Genomic DNA, 18,439 nt, shown 5'->3' on the forward strand with positions numbered 1-18,439 from the left:
CCCTGGAGGGGTCCGAGACAAGCGAAGCTTGCTCGTGGGTCGGTTCGCATGAAGCGCAGCGAAATGCGAAACGGGGTGGGGTGACGGTCTCTCACCTTGCACACTGTTCGTGTGGAGAGACCGTCACCCCACCCCGCCGCTTCGCATCGACCCTCCCCCTCCAGGGGAGGGTAAGCACGCTGAAGCCGCTCTAGTAATCCTTCAGCAGCCGCTCGATGTAATCGAGTTCGATCTGCGGGCGGGCCGGATCGGCGAGGCGCCGGCGCAGTTCTTCCAGAATGCGGCGCACGCGTTGTACGTCGATCTCGCCGGGGATCTTCACCGAATAGTCGTCGCTGAACTCGTTGTTGCGCATCGGCCGCCCGAGCGGATCGGTATTCCTTTGCGCGCCCTGCTGCCGGCCGTTGGGATTGCCCGGACCGTCGCCGGGCTGGTCGCCGTCGCCCTGCTGCATGGCCTCGGCGAGACTCTGGGCGCCCTTGCGCAGCGCATCCAGCGCGCGGCCTTGCGAATCGACCGCGCCGTCGGCGTTGCCTTCGCCAAGCCGGCCGGAGGCGTCACCCATGGCGTTATCGGCTTGCTCGAGGCCGTCCTCGCCGTCGCCCTGGTCGCCGCCCGGCTGGCCTTGCTGACCCTGCTGACCCTTTTCGCCGCGCTGGCCTTTCTCGCCGCGCTGGCTCGGGCCCATGCCGCGCTTGGCGAGTTCTTCCTGCAATTTCTTCAAGCGGTCGCGCAGGCCCTGCTGGTCCTGCTGCAGGTCGCCCATGTTCTGCTCGCCCTGCTTGCCGCGCATGCGATCGCGCCGCGAATCCTGGCCCTGCTTGTACGTCTTGTCGCGCAATTGCTGCTGCTTGCGGATCATGTCGCCGAGCTCGTTCAGCGCCTGCTCCATGTCGTTGTCGCCGCCCTGCCCGGGCTGCGCCATCTGCAGGTTCTCCAGCATCTGCTGCAGCTGTTCGAGCAATTGCTTTGCCGCATCCTTGTCGCCGGAGCGTGACAGCCGCTCCATCCGGTCGAGCATGCTCTTGAGATCCTGCTGGCTCAGCATCTTGGTATTGGGATCGAGCGGCCGCGCCAGTTGCTGCGGATTGTTCTTGAGCTGTTCGGCGAGCTGGCGCAGGAAATTATCCAGCGCGGCGCGCAGATTGTCGGTGAGTTTCTTGATCTCCTCGTCGCTGGCGCCGCGCTCCAGCGCCTGCTTCAGCGCCTCCTGCGCCGCGCGCAACGCCTTGTCGACATCGGTGATGTTGCCGTCCTCGATCGTGACCGCGAGCGACCACAGGCTCGCCACCACCTCGCGCATGGCATCGTCAGTGCGCGCCGCCTCGAGCTGGCGCGAGACGCTGTAGAGGCCGAGATAGTGGCCGGCTTCCGGCGTAAACAATTCCGGCGCGATCATCAGCGCGGCAAGCGCGGCATAGACCTGCCCGTTCTGGTTGGCGTCGAGCGCCAGGATACGGCGCTGCTCGATCAGCGCGCGCGCCAAGGGCTTGGTGAACAGCCGCTCCGGCAGCCGCATGTTGAACGGCTCGCTGCGGCCCTCATTGCCGGCCTCGTCCTTGGCCGTCAGCGTCAGCGTGACGTCGGCGCCGGCATAGGGATCTTCGCTGAGATCCTTGACGGTCTGGCCGACACCATTGCGGGTGCGCGCGTTCGGCAGCGCCAGCGGAAACTGCGGCGCCGGGAACAGGGGGCGCGCCTCGGTGGTTTTTTCGGCAGTCTTCTCGGCAGCCTTGTCTCCGCCTTTGGCGCCCTTTGCCGGTTCCTTGCCGATTTCCCTGACTGCTTCCTTGCCGGAATCGGCCGGCCGGGCCGCGAACGAGGCGCGGGCTTCGGTGACGCCGTAATCATCCTCGAGCTTGTAGGACATCTGCAGCGAGCCGCGGGCCTGGCGCTCGGGATCCTTCGCCAGCGAAATGGTCGGGGCGCGGTCGGGCGTCGCGGCGAACCGCCATTGCGGCTGACCGGCCGGTGCGCGGACATGCGCGGTACCGTCGCCGGCAATCTTGAAATGCCGCTCGTTGGTGCCCTTCGGCGCCTGTTCGCTGGGCGCGACTTCAGTGACGCCGCCACCCACCACGACATCGATCGAGCCGCCGCTGGAGCGCACCAGCAGCGTGCTGCCGGCCGGAACCGCCAGCGGCCCGCTATTGGGTCCAGCGTCCTTGCTCGCGGCGGAAAGAATGATCGGCGGCTTGCTGGTGTAGACCGGCGGCGTCACCCAGGCATCGACCCGGACATTGGCCGGCGCCAGCACGCCGTTCCAGTCGAAGGCGGCCGCGATGCGCATCGCGCGTTCGTCACCGGCGGCAAAATAGGCCGCCACCGCCATCACCATGACCAGCGCACGCAGCGCCCAGGGATCGTGGATCGGCAGCCGCGGCGACGGCAGACCGGCGCGGATCCGCTTGATCGAGGCCAGCGTCCGCTCGCGCTGCTCCTTCCAGAGCGCCAGCGCGATCGGATCCTTGCTGGCCAGCGTGTCGGTGAGCGCGGTCGCCGGGCGATGGCGAATGCCGGTGCCGCGGTCGAGCCGGCTCAGGCTCTCCTCACGGGTCGGCCAGCGATAGCGCAAGATCGGGTACAACGCGCCGAGCGCCAGGCCTGCGAACAAGGCAATGCCGACGACACGGGCGACAAACGGCAGCGCCAGCCACAATCCGGCCCAGGACGCCACCAGAAACAGTCCGACGACGGTCAACAGCCGGGCCAGAATCGGCCACCCGCGCTCCCACGCGATCGCATATTGGGCCCGCTGCAGGGCCTGCGTCAGTTGAAGCCGCGCCACCGCATCCGGCTCGCGCGCTGGCTCCGTGGGGTCAGGGTTGGCGCCGTTCAATAAACTCTCCGGGTTGCCGACAAATCAGCCTAGCACAGCGGCGGCAATGAGGCACCCGTTTCCACGGCTAACCCACACCCGGAAATACGCATAACACGAAGGCGTGACTGCGGGGCTTCGACCCCCTACCGTCCGCCCGACTCCGTAAAAACACCGAAGGAAACGTCATGGACAAGAAGACCTACGACAAGGGCCTGGAAGTGCGCAAAGCCGTGCTCGGCGAGGCCTATGTCAACAACGCCCTGAAGAACGTCGACGATTTCAACCGGCCGTTCCAGGAACTGCTCACCGAATATTGCTGGGGCGCGGTGTGGGGCCGCGAGGAACTGCCGCGCAAGACCCGCAGCATGCTCAACCTCGCCATGATCTCGATCCTGAACCGGCCGCATGAACTACGCACCCACATCAAGGGCGCGCTGACCAACGGCGTGACCAAGGACGAGATCCGCGAAATCTTCATGCAGGTCGCGATCTATGCCGGCGCGCCCGCCGGCGTCGACAGCTTTCGCATCGCGCGCGAAGTGTTCGCGGAAATGGACAAGGGCTGAGAGTCAGCCACATCAACCGTCTCTAATCCGTCATTGCGAGCGAAGCGAAGCAATCCACCTCGCCGCACAAAGATAGAATGGATTGCGTCGCTGCGCTCTCATGCACAAACGCTGCGCGTTTGTTGCAGACAATGACGAAACAAGGAAATAACACCATGGAAATCGGATTCATCGGCCTCGGCAAGATGGGCTTCCCGATGGCGCGCCGCCTGATCGAGGCAGGCCATCAGCTCACCGTGTTCGATACGCGGAAGGAAGCCACCGACAAGCTTGTGGCGCTCGGCGCGCAAGTGGCGTCATCGCCAAAGGATATCGCCGATCGCTGTGAAACGGTGCTGGCGAGCCTGCCGTCGCTGCAGGCCTCGCTCGACGTCGCAACCGGCGCCGGCGGCGTGATCGAAGGCAAGCGCGTCAAGCGCTTCGTCGACCTCTCCACCGTCGGCTCGCAAATGGCAACGCGGATTCACGGCTTCCTGGCCGCGAAGAACATCGTGCAGATCGACTCTCCCGTCAGCGGCGGCGTCGGCGGCGCGGAAAAGGGCACGCTCGCCGTGATGGTGTCGGGCCTGCGTGCCGATTGCGACATGCTGAAGCCCGCGCTCGGCGTCATCGGCAAGGTGTTCTTCATTGGCGAGAAACCGGGTTCCGCGCAGACCATGAAGCTCGCCAATAATTTCCTGTCAGCCACCGCGATGGTGGCGACCTCGGAAGCGGTGGTGATGGGCGTCAAATCAGGGCTCGATCCCGCCGTGATGGTCGACGTGATCAACGCCGGTTCGGGAATGAATACCGCCAGCCGCGACAAGTTTCCCCGTGCCGTGCTGCCGCGAACGTTCGACTTCGGCTTCGCCACCGGACTGATGGTGAAAGACGTGCGGCTCGCGCTGGACGAAATGAAATCGCTGGGGCTGTCGATGGAAGTCGCCGAAGCGGTCGGGCGCCTGTGGGAAGTGGTGATCCGCGATCAGGGCGCGGAGTCGGATTTCACCGAGGCGATCAAGCCGATCGAAAAGGCCGCGGGTGTCGTGGTGGGCGGGGCCAAGGGCGGCAGCCACGCCGCGAAGTAAGGCATCGCGTAGGATTAGGTGGAGCGACATGCTCCACCACCTACGCGCCCGATCCGCTCAGTAACCCTGGCGATAACGCCGGCCGCTACCTTCCGGACGCCCGCCATAATACGGATTCTCGATGCACTGGGCGGGAAGGCCCAGCGCCGTCGCGTTGCACTGCTCCAGCGAGGTGTAGGCGCACTCAATGCGTTCACCACCGAAAGTCTGGATCTGCTTGATACAGACTGGATAGCGCGGATTATAGGTCTGGGCGTGCGCCGGCGACGTCGCCGAAACCGCCGCCATCGTCAAGACAGCCAAAGCCAGAATGCGCATCGGAATCTCCTTTGAAATCGGCACAGTGTCAGCGCGCGCTGACAAATATGCCTTGGGTCACAGCCACGGCGCCTGCCGGTCCATCGCGATCAGTTCGTCGACTTCGATACGCGGACGCACCACCGCGAATTGATCGTCCTTGACCAGCACTTCGGGCACCAGCGCGCGGGTGTTGTAAAAGCCTGACTGCACCGCACCGTAGGCGCCGGCGGTCATGATCGCCAGGAGATCGCCGGCCCTGGGCTCGGGGATCTGGCGGTCGAGCGCCAAATAATCTCCGGTTTCGCAGACCGGCCCGACCACGTCGGCCGTGATCGTCGGCGTGCCTGGCGCAGCTTCGCGGACCGGCAGGATGTCGTGATGGGCTTCATACAGCGTGGGGCGGATCAGATCGTTCATCGCGGCATCGATGACGACGAAATTCTTGGCGTCGCCCGGCTTCACATAGATCACGCGTGCCACGAGGATGCCGGCATTGCCGACGATCATCCGGCCCGGCTCGAACATCAGCGTGCAGCCGAGATTGTGCGTCACCCGCTTGACCATCGCGGCATAGGCGGACGGCAGCGGCGGCGCTTCGCGGTCCATGTGATAGGGAATGCCGAGCCCACCGCCGAAGTCGATATGCGAGATGTTGTGGCCGTCGGCGCGCAAGGTCCGCACGAAGTCGGAGAGAATCCGGAACGCGGTCTCCATCCGGCTGAGATCCGTGATCTGGCTGCCGATATGCATGTCGGTGCCGGTGACCTCGATCCCGGGCAGCCTTGCGGCACGGGCGTAGACCTCGCGGGCGCGCGCAATCGGCACGCCGAACTTGTTCTCGGATTTCCCGGTGGCGATCTTGGCGTGGGTGCCGGCATCGACGTCGGGATTGACGCGCACCGAAATCCGCGCGGTCCGGCCCATTTCGACCGCGAGCCGCGACAACAATTCCAGTTCAGGCTCGGATTCGACGTTGATGCAGAGGATATCCGCCGCCAGCGCCGCGCGAAGTTCCGCCTCGGTCTTGCCGACGCCGGAAAACAGGATCTTGTTTGCGGGTATTCCCGCCGCCAGCGCGCGCTTCAACTCGCCGCCGGAAACCACGTCGGCGCCGGCGCCAAGTTTCGCCAGCGTGCGCAGCACCGACTGGTTGGAATTGGCCTTCATGGCGTAGCAGACCAGTGTCTTCTCGCCGGCGAAGGCCTCGGTGAACACCCGGTAATGGCGCTCCAGCGTCGCGGTCGAATAGCAATAGAACGGCGTTCCCACGGCATCCGCGAGATCGGAAAGATTGACCGCCTCGGCGTGGAGCACGCCGTTGCGATAGTCGAAATGATTCATGGTGCGCGCGCTCAGTTACCCAGCAGCGGGTCGAGTATGAATGGTTTCTTTTTGCCCCTGGCCGCCTCCGGCTGGGCGTCGGACCCGAAGCCCGGATTGTATACGCCCGGCTGGGCCGCGCGCTCGGCCTCCGAATCGGTGGCCGCGGATTGCGCCGACGCATTCGAGGCGTTCGGCGGCAGATCAAGGCCGCCCTTGCGGCCGCAGCCGCCGAGCGCAAGCGCGCTCACGCTCAGCAGGATGATGGCCCATCCCGACGATGTCGGCCGGTAGTTACGTGTCACGACGAAATCCCCAATGCGCGCCGCACCATACAAAGATTGCCTTGCGATGGCGAGGCCTGACGCCCCCATGAAACCCAAGAAAAACCCAAGAAATTACAGCGAAATTTTTGGCCTCAGCCCAATTTTCGCTCTTTTTCCAGCCGCTTAAGCCAGGACTTGGCCTGAGCCGCCACATTCTTCGGCGCGGTGCCGCCATAGCTGGTGCGGCTCTTGACCGACGCTTCCACCGACAGCACGCGCAGCGCCTCGCCCGTAATCTTCGGCTCGACCTCCTGCATCGCCTGCAGCGGCAGTTCGTGCAGCGCCACGCCCTGTTTCGAGGCAAGACCGACGATGCGCCCGGTGACGTGATGGGCGTCGCGGAACGGCATTTTCAGCGTCCGCACCAGCCAGTCGGCGAGGTCGGTGGCGGTGGCATAGCCCTCGCCCGCGGCCGCCTTCATCCTGTTCTCGTCGGGCACGAGGTCGGCAACCATGCCGGTCATCGCCCGGATCGCCAGCGAGAGGGCGGCGAACGCTTCCATCGCGCCCTGCTTGTCCTCCTGCATGTCCTTTTGATAGGCGAGCGGCAGCCCCTTCATCACGATCAGGAGCGCCGTCAGCGCGCCGATCACCCGCCCGGTCTTGGCGCGCACCAGTTCGGCCGCATCGGGGTTGCGCTTTTGCGGCATGATCGACGAGCCGGTGGTGAACTTGTCGCTCAGCCTGATGAGGCCGACCAGCGGCGAGGTCCAGATCACGATCTCCTCGGCGAAGCGCGACATATGCACCGCCGCGATCGACGCCGCCGAAAGGGTCTCGAGCACGAAGTCGCGGTCCGAGACTGCGTCGAGCGAATTGGCCATCGGCCGGTCGAAGCCGAGCGCCTTGGCGGTGGCGTGACGGTCGATCGGAAACGAGGTGCCGGCGAGCGCGGCCGCACCGAGCGGCGATTCGTTCAGCCGCTTGCGTGCGTCGGCAAAGCGGCCGCGGTCGCGCGCGGCCATCTCGACATAGGCCAGGAGATGATGCCCGAACGTCACGGGTTGCGCGGTCTGCAGATGGGTGAAGCCGGGCATCACGGTGCCGGCGTGTTCCAGCGCCCGCTCTACCAGGACATGTTGGAACGCGGCCAGCGCCGCGTCGGTCTCATCGATGGTGTCGCGCACATAGAGACGAAAATCGGTCGCGACCTGGTCGTTGCGCGAACGCGCGGTATGCAGCCGGCCGGCGGCGGGCCCGATCAGATCGGTCAGCCGGCTCTCGACGTTCATATGAATGTCTTCGAGCGCACGCTTGAAATCGAACGCGCCTTTTTCGATTTCTGACAGAATCGTGTCTAGACCTTTGCCGATATTTTTCGCATCACCCGCGGTGATAATGCCCTGCGCCGCAAGCATCGCGGCGTGGGCCTTGGACGCGGCGATGTCCTGGGAATACATGTGACGGTCGACGTCGATGGAGACGTTGATTTCCTCCATGATCGCATCGGGACGTTCGGTGAACCGGCCGCCCCACATCTTGTTGCTCATGACTTCTCGCTCACGACTTCTTATTCAGGTGCTGGCTATTCAGGTCTGGCATTTATCGTCGAAACCGGCGAAACGCCGTGCCGGTTTCGGCCGTAACATGAGCACTGCATAGCCGTATCTGATACAGGATGACAAACGATATGCCCGAAACGCCTGCCTCTCGCCCGGCCGCCACACGCCGGATCCCCATCGCCGTCGGCGCGGTCCTGATTGGGGCGGCGATCGGTTTTGCCGGGGTCTACGGGTTCGGCAGCTTCAAGCGCGGCTCGGGCGGCGATGCCGCCTGTGCGGGCGCGGTCGAGCTGGCGCGCAAGATCGGGCCTTTGGCGCATGGCGAGGTCGCCGCGCTGACCATGGCCACCAGCCCGCTCCGGCTGCCTGACCTCGCGTTCGATGATGCCGAGGGCAAGCCCCGAAAACTCTCCGACTGGCGCGGCAAGACCGTGCTGGTCAATCTGTGGGCCACCTGGTGCGTGCCCTGCCGGAAAGAGATGCCGGCGCTCGACAGCCTGCAGACCAAGCTCGGCGGCAAGGATTTCGAGGTGGTCGCGATCAACATCGACACCCGCGATCCCGACAAGCCCAAAAACTTCCTGAAAGAGGCCAATCTGACCAAATTGGCCTATTTCACCGACGCAAAAGCCAAGGTTTTTCAGGATCTTAAGGGCATCGGCAAGGCGCTGGGCATGCCGACCTCAATCCTGGTGGACGGCCAGGGCTGCGAAATCGCCAATCTGGCCGGTCCCGCCGAATGGGCCAGCGACGACGCGATTGCGCTGATCAAGGCCGCGGTGAAGCCGGTGGCGGCGGGGTTCTAAGGATTTAGGCGATCGCGTTCAGATTGCCGCCGACGCCCGGCGCCAGGTTGGCCGTCGAGGGGGTGCCGAGCAGGGTCTGGACCGCGAATTTCTCGGCGTCGTTGTTCTGTTTGATGATCGAGGTCTGAATCTGCTGCTGCAGACCGCCCGCCTGCATGGCGAGCATGCTCGACACCATAGCCATCATGTCCATACGCAAGACTCCCGAAACGCCGGAGGGACCCTAGCGGGCGGTGGTTAATGATCGGTTTTCAGCCCGCGCTCGCCGCGAAGGCTGCGCCGAGGGTGCGCAGCGTCTGCCGCGTGCGGGGATCGGAAGGTTTCGAGTAAAGGATGACTTCGCGGGAGGGCAATGGCGGCAGACCGAGCCGCGGCCCGAGATCGACGGTATCTGACGGCGCCACCCGGCGCGCCAGCGCGGCCACCGCAAGGCCTGCGGATATGGCGGCTCCAATGGTTGCAAGCCCGCCGCCGACGAAGGCCTCGGTCCATTGGATGCCGGCGGCGTCGAGCACGTCGACCGCCATGGCGCGAACGCTGCAAGGCTCGGCCTGGGTCGCCAGACGCAGCGGCTCGCCGGGCTGGCGATAAAAATCCGGCGAGGCCATCCAGCCGAATGGCTCTTCGAACAACACGTCGCCGTCGCGGCGCTTGGCATCGTGGCGCAGCACGATCGCGGCATCGAGCGTGCCGTCGTCGAAGGCCGCCAGCACGGTGCGGGACGTATCGACCTGCAATTGCATCACCAGACCCGGATCGGTGGCGTTCATCCGCTTCAACAACGCGGGCAGTTCTGTTCCGACGATGTGGTGGCTGATGCCGACCACCAGCCGGCGGTGTTCGACGACGAAGGCCCCGATCGCCGACTGATGCGCGGCAACGAGGTTGCGCGCCGCGCCGAGGAAGGCCGAGCCCTCCGCGGACAGACGAACCAGGCGCGGCGTTCGCTCCAGCAGCCGCCGGCCCAGCCCGTCTTCCAGCCGCTTGATCTTCAGGCTGACCGCAGATTGCGTGGTGTCCATCGCCTCCGCCGCGCGGGTGAAGCTGTTCAGGTCAGCCACCAGCACAAAGGCCTGGACCGCCTCGACGTCGAGCGCCTTCATGGCCATCTATTTAAAAATGAAATCACTGAAATAGTATTCCATACCATTTTACAATGATCAAGAGGCGCCTAGGTTTGGTCGACGCCAACCGATCGACGCCAGGAGATCCACCATGCCACTCACCCGGGTTTCATTGCGACGGGGCAAGCCCGCCGCCTACCACAAGGCCATCCTTGAAGGCCTCTACCGCGCCATGCGCGAGACCTTCGATGTGCCCGAAGGCGATCGCTTCATGACGATCTCGGAACATGACGAAGGCGATTTCGTCTACGGCGCAGACTATCTCGGCATCAAGCGCAGCGACGATCTGGTGATTATTCAACTCACCGTCAGCAACACGCGGCCGGTGGCGCAAAAGCAGAAGCTGTATCGACGCATCGTCGAGCTTCTCGCCGAAAGCCCCGGCCTGCGGCCTGAGGACATCTTCATCAACCTCGTCGAGGTGCTTCCCGAAAACTGGTCGTTCGGCCATGGCGAGGCGCAATACGTCCGGTGACCGCCATGCCAGCACTTTCGCCGCGCATGCACGGCATTCACGCTTCCCCCGCATCGATCCTGCGCCGCCGCGCCCGCGAGCTGCGCGCGGCCGGCCGCGACATCATCGAGTTGTCTTCGGGCAATCTCGACTTTGCAACGCCGGACCATGTGATCGCCGCCGCGCACGCCGCGGCACTGCGCGGCGAAACCCGTTATACCGACGTCGACGGCACGCGGGAGCTGAAGCGGGCGGTGCGTGCCGCATTGCTGCGCGACCGTCGTCTCAGCTATGCGCAGGACGAGATCATCATCTGCAACGGCTCGACGCAGGCACTGTTCAACGCCTGCAGGCGACGCTGGCGCTGGGTGACGAGGTGATCATCCCTGCGCCCTATTGGGCGCCCTATCTCGATCAGGTCCGCCTGAGCGGCGGAACGCCGGTCATCGTGCCCTGCCCGCAGAACAACGGTTTCAAGCTGCGCGCGGACGATCTGCGGACGGCGATCACGGCGCGCACGCGCTGGCTCATCATCAACAATCCCGTCAATCCCTCCGGCGCCGTTTACTCGGCGGGCGAATTGTCCGCCATCGCCGCGGTGCTGTTGCAGCATCCGGACATCTGGATCCTCGCCGACGGCCTCTACGAGCACATGGTGTTTGGCGGCATCCCCGCGCCGACGCTCGCCGCAATCGAGCCCCGCCTGAGGCCACGGACGCTGACTATCAGCGGCGTTGCCAAGAGCTACGCCATGATGGGATGGCGGGTCGGTTATGCCGCCGGACCTTCCGCGCTGATCCGTGCGATGACCACGGTCCAGTCGCAGACCACCAACGGCGCTTCATCGATCAGCCAGGCCGCCGCGGTGGCAGCGCTCAACGGACCGCAGGAACTTTTGTCCGAACGCGCTTCCGTCCTGCGCAGCAAGCGCGACCTTTTTGGCGAGATAGTGAATGATTGCGTGGGTCTGTCGTGCGAGCCGCCGGAAGGCACGTTCTACCTGCTGATCGCCTGCGCCGGGGTGATCGGCAAACGTAGCCCGGACGGCAAGCTGATCGCCACCGACCGCGACTTTGCGGCTTACCTGCTCGACCACGCCGATCTGGTGGTCGTTGCCGGCGAGGATTTCGGCTTGTCGCCCTATATCCGCGTCAGCTTTGCCAATCCGACATCGACCATCGAGGAAGCGGGAAGGCGATTGCAGCGCGCATGCGACGCGCTGCGGTGACGCGTCGGCGGCCGCTCGACCTGACTGACGAGAGGAATTACCGCGTCGGCACCGGCTTGTCGCCGCGGTAGTCGTAGAAACCGCGCTGGGTCTTGCGGCCGAGCCAGCCGGCTTCGACGTATTTCACAAGCAGCGGGCACGGCCGGTATTTCGAATCCGCCAGCCCCTCATGCAGCACCTGCATGATCGACAGGCAGGTATCGAGGCCGATGAAATCGGCCAGCTCCAGCGGCCCCATCGGATGGTGCGCGCCGAGCTTCATCGCCGCATCGATCGCCTCGACGTTGCCGACGCCTTCATACAGCGTGTAGATCGCCTCGTTGATCATCGGCAGCAGGATGCGATTGACGATGAAGGCCGGGAAATCCTCGGACACCGCGATCTGCTTGCCGACCTTGGTGACAAAGGCCTTGGCGGTATCGAACGTCTCGTCATCGGTGGCGATGCCGCGGATCAGTTCGACCAGTTCCATCGCGGGCACCGGATTCATGAAATGAATGCCGATGAACTTCTCGGGGCGGTCGGTCGAGGCGGCGAGCCGTGTGATCGAAATCGACGAGGAATTGGTGGCGACGATAGCTTCCGGCTTCAGCACCGCGCAGACGTCGTGGAAGATCTTGCGCTTGACCTCTTCCTTTTCGACCGCGGTTTCGATCACGAGGTCGCAGTCCGAAAGCCCTTCGATGGTTTCGGTCGAGGTGATACGGTCCAGCGCCTGCTTGCGCGCGTCCTCGGTGATCATCTTTTTGACGACCTGGCGCGACAGGTTGCCGTTGATGGTCGCCATCGCCGATTTCAGCCGATCGGCGGACACGTCGTTGAGCACCACGTCCAGGCCGGCCAGCGCCGCCACATGGGCGATGCCATTGCCCATCTGGCCCGAGCCGATCACGCCGACCTTCTTGATTGTCACCGCCATCTTGTCATCCACCCGAACGGCACGCATATCGCGCCAGTTCATCCCGTTAGGCCCCGGTCCGAACCGAGGCTTAAACCTGTTTTCGACGCGTTTTCTTCAAGCGAACCCGGTAGCCACTTCGCTTGAAAACGCTGTCCCTAGATTAACACCGGCCGGAGCTTACGCGTCCGGCCGCTGTTTGACTGCCGTTATTTTCCGAGCTTGCCGAGCGCCTCGGTCAATTCCGGAACCGCCTGGTACAAATCCGCAACCAGGCCGTAATCGGCAACCTGGAAAATCGGCGCGTCCTCATCCTTGTTGATCGCAACGATCACCTTGGAATCCTTCATGCCGGCGAGATGCTGGATCGCGCCGGAAATGCCGATCGCGACATAGAGCTCCGGCGCCACCACCTTGCCGGTCTGGCCGACCTGCCAGTCGTTCGGCGCATAGCCGGCATCGACGGCGGCGCGCGAGGCGCCGACGCCGGCGCCCAGCTTGTCGGCGAGCGGCTCGATGTACTTGGCAAAGTTCTCGCGGCTCTGCATGGCGCGGCCGCCGGAGACGATGATTTTTGCGGACGTCAGTTCGGGGCGGTCGCTTTTCGCGACTTCCTCACCGACGAAGGTGGAGAGGCCCGGATCGGCCGCCGAGGCGGCGTTCTCGATCGCAGCACTGCCGCCGTCGCCGGCCGCGGCGAAGGTCGAGGTCCGTACCGTGATGACCTTCTTGGCGTCCTTGGACTTCACGGTCTGGATCGCGTTGCCGGCATAGATCGGCCGCTCGAACGTATCGGGCGAAACCACCTTGATGATTTCGGACACCTGCATCACGTCGAGTAACGCTGCGACGCGCGGCATCACGTTCTTGAAGCGCGAAGTCGCGGGCGCGACGAAGGCGTCATAGGACGGCGCCAGCGCCACGATCAGCGCCGCCAGCGGCTCGGCAAGGTCGTGGGCATAGGCGTCGCCCTCGGCAACCAGCACCTTGGTGACGCCGGCCAGCTTTGCCGCCGCCTCGGCCGCCGCCTTGGTGCCCTGGCCGCCACCGGCGACCAGCACGTGAACCTCGGCACCCAGCTGGGTGGCCGCGGTCAGCGCCTTGTTGGTGGAGTCCTTGAGGGCCTCATGGTCGTGTTCGGCAATCAACAGCGTGGTCATCAGAGAACCCCGGCTTCGTTCTTGAGCTTCGAAATCAGTTCGGCGACGTCCTTGACCTTGACGCCTCCCTTGCGGCCGGGCGGTTCGGTGGTTTTCAGCACTTCAAGATGCGGCGTGAGATCGACGCTGTAGTCGGCCGCACTCTTGTCGGCGATCGGCTTCTTCTTCGCCTTCATGATGTTGGGCAGCGAGGCGTAGCGCGGCTCGTTGAGCCGCAGATCGGTGGTGACGATGGCCGGCCCCTTCAGCTTCAGGGTCTGCAGGCCGCCGTCGACTTCGCGCGTCACCTTGAAATCGGAACCGTCGACTTCGAGCTTGGAAGCGAAGGTCGCCTGCGACCAGCCGAGCAGTGCAGCCAGCATCTGGCCGGTCTGGTTCGAATCGTCGTCGATCGCCTGCTTGCCGAGGATGACGAGGCCAGGCTTCTCTTCGTCGACGATAGCCTTGAGAATCTTGGCGACCGCCAGCGGTTCGACATTGCCTTCGGCCTTGACGAGGATGCCGCGGTCGGCGCCCATCGCAAGACCGGTCCGGATCGTCTCGGAGGCCTGCGCGGGCCCGATCGATACCACCACCACTTCGGTCGCCTTGCCGGCTTCCTTCAGCCGCAGCGCTTCCTCGACGGCGATTTCGTCGAACGGATTCATCGACATCTTCACGTTGGCGAGTTCCACGCCCGTTCCGTCGCTCTTGACGCGGACCTTGACGTTGTAATCGACCACCCGTTTTACCGGCACAAGAACCTTCATCGATCCTCTTTCGCTTGAATTCTGGGGTTTGGTTGGCTCTTTATAGCTTGGGCGCGGAACCTAATGGTCCCGCTATCGGCGGTCAACGCGCGAAAGCCAAAAATCGACCCCTTTGGAAGGCCACTCTAGCGGTTCTGGCCGGGCACCCACAACACGTCCCCGGCGCCATTATCGTTCATGGCGCGGCTGGCGACGAACAGGAAATCCGACAGGCGGTTCATATATTGTATGGCAGGCTCGCTGACCGGCTCTTCCGGCCTGGCCGCCAGTTCCACCATGATCCGTTCCGCCCTGCGACATATGGTGCGAGCGAGATGCAGGTATGCCGCAGCGGAGGTGCCGCCGGGCAGCACAAAGGAGGTCAGGGGCGCCAGATGGGCGTTGAGCGTATCGATATCGCGCTCGAGCCGCTCGACCTGGCTGGACAGCATGCGCAGCCGCTCCGCCTTGCCGTCGCGCTGGGGCACCGCGAGATCGGCGCCGAGATCGAACAGGTCGTTCTGGATCAGGCCCAGCATCGCATCGAGTTCGCGCGCCTGCGCCAGATGCAGCCGCACCACGCCGATCGCGGCGTTGGTCTCGTCCACGGTTCCATAGGCGCTGACGCGCAGATCGTATTTCGGGCGGCGTTCGCCGCTGCCGAGCGCGGTGGTGCCGTCGTCGCCGGTCCGCGTGTAGATTCGATTAAGCACGACCATTGGCGGGTCCCCTCTTGCTTGCCCTATTTGCCCATCGCCCAGACCACGGCCATCGTGATGACGATGGCGATGAATTGCAGCAACACCCGCAGCCGCATCAGATTCTGCGAGCGACTGGGCGAGCCGCCCCGCATCATGTTGATGAGACCCAATAGCAGCACGATCGCAACGGCAGCGACCGCGATGGGCAGAACAATCGAACCAAAAAAGGATGCCATCGGCGCTACATAACACCGCGCCGGGCCGGCCGCCATACGTTCACAGAGCCTGCACAGACGCCTGATCGATCTGGCTTTTAGCCCAATAATATCAGAAGCTCAGAGCGAACCGTCAATCGCCGGGCCAGGTGGCATGTGAGGCAGGTCAAGTACGTCTATCACGTCGTGGTGGATGCCTTTTACGAGTTCCTCATCGACGATGGCTGGGCGATCGCCAGCCATATCGCGCTGTCGACGCTGATGGCGCTGTTTCCGTTCCTGATCGTGCTGACGTCGCTGGCCGCTTTTGTCGGGTCCAAGGAACTCGCCGACCAGGCGGTCGGGCTGCTGCTGCAGGTTTGGCCGCAACAGGTCGCCGATTCGCTTTCAGGCGAAATCCACGACGTGCTGACCACGACCCGCGGCGACTTGCTGACCATCGGCGCGGTGCTGGCGGTGTATTTCGCCTCGAATGGCGTCGAGGCGCTGCGGGTGGCGCTGAACCGCGCCTATTCCGTGATCGAGCCGCGCAGCTGGTACTGGCTGCGGCTGGAGTCGATCGGCTACACGCTGGTCGCCGCCTTCACCGCGCTGGCGATGGCGTTCCTGATCGTGCTGTTTCCCCTGATGCTGGAGGCGGCACGGCGCCACATTCCGTTTTTCGTCGAGAGCAACGAACACTTCCTCAACGTCACCCGCTACAGCATCACGATTGGCGCGTTGATCGTGGCGCTGTTCATCCTGCACGCCTGGCTGCCGGCGGGACGCAGGGGATTTGTGCAGATCCTGCCCGGCATCATCTTCACCATGGTGGCGTCGCTGGTATCGGGCATCGTCTTCGGCCAGTATCTGGCGCGCTTCGCCAATAATTACGTGACGATGTATGCGGGCCTCGCATCGGTCATCATCGCGCTGGTGTTTTTGTATTTCCTCGCCGCGATCTTCGTCTATGGCGGCGAACTCAACGCGGCGATCATCAAGTCGCGGCTGCCGCGCGGCGTGTCGCTTCAAGCAGCGCAGTCGCTAGCGCACGTGGACTGACAGGCTTGACCAGGAAGGCGTCGGCCCCCGCAGCGCGCGAGGCCACCTCATCCTCGCCGCGCCCCGACACGCAGATGATGGCGATGCGGCCGAGCGGCGGAGGGAGCGCCCGAATGCGCCTGATAGCCTCGATGCCGTCGATGCCCGGCAGCACCATGTCCATCAGCACCGCGTCGAAACTGCCTTGCGCGATCCGCTCCGGCGCGGCCTCGCCCTGGCCGATGAACTCGGTCTGGTGGCCGAGTTCGGTCAGGATGGCGTTCAGCACGACGCGGCCGAACGGATTGTCCTCGACGCTGAGCAGGTGCAGGGACCGCAGCGCGCCGGTCGACGGCTCGCCATCGGCCCCCGTGATGATCGTAATCGGGCCCTTGGCCGGCGCCATCACGACGCTGAGCGTGAAGGTGGTGCCGCCGCCGCGCCGTTGCGTCACCACGATGTCGCCGCCCATGGCGCGCGCGAGTTGCTTGACCGACGACAGCCCAAGCCCGGTGCCGCCGAACTTTGAGGCGATCGAGACATTGGCCTGCGAGAACGGGCGGAACAGGCGCTTGATCTCGCTGAGCGTGAGGCCGATGCCGCTGTCGGAAACCGCAAAGGCGACGCCGATTTTGCCCCTGGGCGCGCGCAGCGGCGACACGACAAGCGTGACGCTGCCCTGTTCGGTGAATTTCACCGCATTGTCGATCAGGTTCTCCAGCGCCGCCCGCAGCCTTACGGGATCGCCGACCGCGAATGCCGGCAGCTTTTCGGAAATCTCGACCGACGACTGCAGACCCTTCGCCGCCGCCCGCCCGGTCAGCGAATCGCCGGCGTTGCGCGCCAGCGTGCGCAGATCGAAGAAATCGTGGCGCACGGTGAGCCCGGGACCGCTGCTGCGCGCGGCATCGACGAACAAGGTCGCAAGGCTCGCCAGATGTTCCGCGCCGGCCTTGATGGTGTCGACCCAGCGCCGTTCGCGCTCGTCGAGGTCGGAGGTGGCCAACAGATTGCTGATCGCCAGAATGCCGGTCAGCGGCGTGCGCACCTCGTGGGCAAAGGCCGCCAGTGCCACTTCGACCACGCCGGGCCCGGCCGCCGCCTTCCGCGGACCGCGTTTCTTCGCGCCAACGCGCGATACGCGCTTCTTCTTCGGCTGCTTCCTGGTCAGCCGTGTTGTACGCCGTGAACGCGGTGATGCCGCCATGATCCCCTGACCCAGCCTGGAACCAAGCATGGCATGCCACGGCGGCCGGAGTCACGATGGGCTTTGGGCAACCCTCAGTAATTACGGAAGTCCGACCAGCCGGCGGATGTCGGCGGGCGTGGCGCCCTGGCCGCGCAATTCGCGCAAGGCGGTGGCCTTGGTCGACTTCGACAGTTTCTGTCCGGCGTCGTCGAGGACCAGCCGGTGATGCCGGTAGGCCGGTTGCGGAATACCGAGCAGCGATTGCAGCAGCCGGTGCACGCTGGTCGACCAGAACAGGTCCTGCCCACGCACCACGTCGGTGACGCCCTGCAGGGCGTCGTCGATCACGACCGACAGATGATAGCTGGTCGGCGTCTCCTTGCGCGCCAGGATGACGTCGCCCCAGGCTTCCGGCCGGGCGGCCACGCGCCCGGTTTCACCGCCAGCGCCCTCGCCGTGCTCGATCCAGGCGAGATCGGGCGCTTGTGCCATGGCCGCCGCCATATCGAGCCGCAACGCGTAAGGCAGGCCCTGATCGATCAATCGCCGCCGCGCCGGCGCGGAAAACGACTTCGCCGCACCCGAATAGAGCGGCGCGCCATCGGGATCACGCGGCCAGGACGCTCCGGTTTTCGCGGCGGATTCCCGTTCGGCCACCAGACGGGCGATTTCCGTGCGGCTCTCGAAGGCTGGATAGATCAGGCCGCGGCCTGACAGTTTTTCCACCGCTTCGCCAAAGTCGGAAAGATGTTCGGACTGCCGCCGCACCGGCGCCTCCCAGCTAATGCCGAGCCATTCGAGGTCTTGATAGATCGCCGCCTCGAATTCCGGCCGGCACCGCGTCGCGTCGATATCCTCGATGCGCAGCAGGAATCTTCCGCCGTTCTCGCGCGCCAGCTCGAAATTCAACAGCGCCGAAAAAGCGTGGCCAAGATGGAGGTAGCCATTGGGGCTTGGCGCAAATCGGAACACGGGTGACGGCATTGATCTCTTTCGCGGGACATGATGGTTTTA

The 18,439-nt window shown here is 64.6% G+C and carries 21 protein-coding genes; 7 read left to right on the forward strand and 14 right to left on the reverse strand.

All coding sequences use genetic code 11. From position 1 onward, the window contains the following. Positions 1-190 precede the first annotated feature (190 nt). On the reverse strand, positions 191-2,839 hold the full coding sequence (locus tag JQ575_RS09925) for a TIGR02302 family protein (protein ID WP_212033022.1): 2,649 nt from the start codon (positions 2,837-2,839) through the stop codon (positions 191-193). A 167-nt stretch (positions 2,840-3,006) separates the two neighbouring features. Here JQ575_RS09925 and JQ575_RS09930 point away from each other — a divergent pair, with 167 nt between their 5' ends. Beyond that, positions 3,007-3,387, forward strand: a complete 381-nt coding sequence (locus JQ575_RS09930) for a carboxymuconolactone decarboxylase family protein (protein WP_211994134.1) — start codon at positions 3,007-3,009, stop codon at positions 3,385-3,387. 155 nt (positions 3,388-3,542) lie between these two features. After that, positions 3,543-4,454: an NAD(P)-dependent oxidoreductase gene (locus tag JQ575_RS09935; protein ID WP_212033023.1), complete on the forward strand. Its 912-nt coding sequence runs from the start codon at positions 3,543-3,545 to the stop codon at positions 4,452-4,454. 57 nt (positions 4,455-4,511) lie between these two features. Here the strand turns inward: JQ575_RS09935 and JQ575_RS09940 are convergent, their stop codons facing one another. From JQ575_RS09940 to argH, 4 genes are all read right to left on the reverse strand, one after another. After that, a complete protein-coding gene (locus JQ575_RS09940; protein WP_212033024.1) occupies positions 4,512-4,772 on the reverse strand; it encodes a DUF3551 domain-containing protein in 261 nt (86 codons plus the stop codon). Positions 4,773-4,829: 57 nt separating this feature from the next. Then, entirely contained in the window at positions 4,830-6,095 is a 1,266-nt protein-coding gene (gene lysA, locus JQ575_RS09945) for a diaminopimelate decarboxylase (protein ID WP_212033025.1), read from the reverse strand. A gap of 11 nt (positions 6,096-6,106) precedes the next feature. Beyond that, on the reverse strand, positions 6,107-6,379 hold the full coding sequence (lptM, locus tag JQ575_RS09950) for an LPS translocon maturation chaperone LptM (RefSeq protein ID WP_192738311.1): 273 nt from the start codon (positions 6,377-6,379) through the stop codon (positions 6,107-6,109). A 113-nt stretch (positions 6,380-6,492) separates the two neighbouring features. Continuing rightward, positions 6,493-7,890 carry an argininosuccinate lyase gene (gene argH, locus JQ575_RS09955; protein WP_212033026.1) on the reverse strand — a complete coding sequence of 466 codons (1,398 nt, stop codon included), beginning with the start codon at positions 7,888-7,890 and terminating at the stop codon, positions 6,493-6,495. Positions 7,891-8,018: 128 nt separating this feature from the next. Here argH and tlpA point away from each other — a divergent pair, with 128 nt between their 5' ends. Continuing rightward, positions 8,019-8,708, forward strand: a complete 690-nt coding sequence (gene tlpA / locus JQ575_RS09960) for a thiol:disulfide interchange protein TlpA (RefSeq protein ID WP_409364776.1) — start codon at positions 8,019-8,021, stop codon at positions 8,706-8,708. A gap of 4 nt (positions 8,709-8,712) precedes the next feature. Here the strand turns inward: tlpA and JQ575_RS09965 are convergent, their stop codons facing one another. Together JQ575_RS09965 and JQ575_RS09970 are read right to left on the reverse strand one after the other, a co-directional pair. Then, positions 8,713-8,901, reverse strand: coding sequence for a hypothetical protein (locus JQ575_RS09965; RefSeq protein ID WP_212033028.1), 189 nt, complete (start codon positions 8,899-8,901; stop codon positions 8,713-8,715). Positions 8,902-8,959: 58 nt separating this feature from the next. Then, positions 8,960-9,817, reverse strand: coding sequence for a LysR substrate-binding domain-containing protein (locus tag JQ575_RS09970; protein WP_212033029.1), 858 nt, complete (start codon positions 9,815-9,817; stop codon positions 8,960-8,962). A gap of 106 nt (positions 9,818-9,923) precedes the next feature. Between JQ575_RS09970 and JQ575_RS09975 the strand changes: the two genes are divergently transcribed. From JQ575_RS09975 to JQ575_RS09980, 3 genes are read left to right on the forward strand one after another with little or no spacing between them, the layout of a single operon-like run. Continuing rightward, on the forward strand, positions 9,924-10,307 hold the full coding sequence (locus JQ575_RS09975; protein ID WP_212033030.1) for a tautomerase family protein: 384 nt from the start codon (positions 9,924-9,926) through the stop codon (positions 10,305-10,307). 5 nt (positions 10,308-10,312) lie between these two features. Beyond that, on the forward strand, positions 10,313-10,666 hold the full coding sequence (locus JQ575_RS45660; RefSeq protein WP_283842603.1) for an aminotransferase class I/II-fold pyridoxal phosphate-dependent enzyme: 354 nt from the start codon (positions 10,313-10,315) through the stop codon (positions 10,664-10,666). Beyond that, entirely contained in the window at positions 10,663-11,514 is an 852-nt protein-coding gene (locus tag JQ575_RS09980) for an aminotransferase class I/II-fold pyridoxal phosphate-dependent enzyme (protein WP_312015913.1), read from the forward strand. Before JQ575_RS45660 ends, JQ575_RS09980 begins: the two co-directional genes overlap by 4 nt. Before the next feature lie 37 nt (positions 11,515-11,551). On the opposite strand, the gene JQ575_RS09985 is transcribed toward JQ575_RS09980, so the two are convergent. The 5 genes from JQ575_RS09985 to JQ575_RS10005 all read right to left on the reverse strand — a co-directional run bounded on the left by JQ575_RS09985 (position 11,552) and on the right by JQ575_RS10005 (position 15,237). Beyond that, on the reverse strand, positions 11,552-12,433 hold the full coding sequence (locus JQ575_RS09985) for a 3-hydroxybutyryl-CoA dehydrogenase (protein ID WP_212033031.1): 882 nt from the start codon (positions 12,431-12,433) through the stop codon (positions 11,552-11,554). Between the two features lie 188 nt (positions 12,434-12,621). Beyond that, the gene (locus tag JQ575_RS09990; RefSeq protein ID WP_212033032.1) at positions 12,622-13,572 is read right to left on the reverse strand and encodes an electron transfer flavoprotein subunit alpha/FixB family protein; all 951 of its coding nucleotides are present in this window, start codon (positions 13,570-13,572) and stop codon (positions 12,622-12,624) included. Then, a complete protein-coding gene (locus JQ575_RS09995) occupies positions 13,572-14,321 on the reverse strand; it encodes an electron transfer flavoprotein subunit beta/FixA family protein (RefSeq protein ID WP_212033033.1) in 750 nt (249 codons plus the stop codon). Before JQ575_RS09995 ends, JQ575_RS09990 begins: the two co-directional genes overlap by 1 nt. 125 nt (positions 14,322-14,446) lie before the next feature. Further along, positions 14,447-15,019, reverse strand: coding sequence for a cob(I)yrinic acid a,c-diamide adenosyltransferase (locus tag JQ575_RS10000; protein WP_212033034.1), 573 nt, complete (start codon positions 15,017-15,019; stop codon positions 14,447-14,449). A gap of 23 nt (positions 15,020-15,042) precedes the next feature. Further along, entirely contained in the window at positions 15,043-15,237 is a 195-nt protein-coding gene (locus JQ575_RS10005) for a twin transmembrane helix small protein (RefSeq protein WP_192738322.1), read from the reverse strand. Positions 15,238-15,372: 135 nt separating this feature from the next. On the opposite strand from JQ575_RS10005, the gene JQ575_RS10010 reads away from it, so the two are divergent. Further along, a complete protein-coding gene (locus JQ575_RS10010; protein ID WP_212033035.1) occupies positions 15,373-16,257 on the forward strand; it encodes a YihY/virulence factor BrkB family protein in 885 nt (294 codons plus the stop codon). On the opposite strand, the gene JQ575_RS10015 is transcribed toward JQ575_RS10010, so the two are convergent. Both JQ575_RS10015 and gluQRS read right to left on the reverse strand, forming a co-directional pair. After that, positions 16,193-17,443 (reverse strand): ATP-binding protein, encoded by a 1,251-nt coding sequence (locus JQ575_RS10015; protein WP_212033036.1) that lies wholly within the window; start codon positions 17,441-17,443, stop codon positions 16,193-16,195. The genes JQ575_RS10010 and JQ575_RS10015 overlap by 65 nt on opposite strands. Positions 17,444-17,524: 81 nt before the next feature. Next, positions 17,525-18,409 (reverse strand): tRNA glutamyl-Q(34) synthetase GluQRS, encoded by an 885-nt coding sequence (gluQRS, locus tag JQ575_RS10020; protein ID WP_212033037.1) that lies wholly within the window; start codon positions 18,407-18,409, stop codon positions 17,525-17,527. Between the last annotated feature and the right edge of the window lie 30 nt (positions 18,410-18,439).

The organism is Bradyrhizobium sp. JYMT SZCCT0428 (assembly GCF_018131075.1).
Taxonomy (GTDB): Bacteria; Pseudomonadota; Alphaproteobacteria; order Rhizobiales; family Xanthobacteraceae; genus Bradyrhizobium.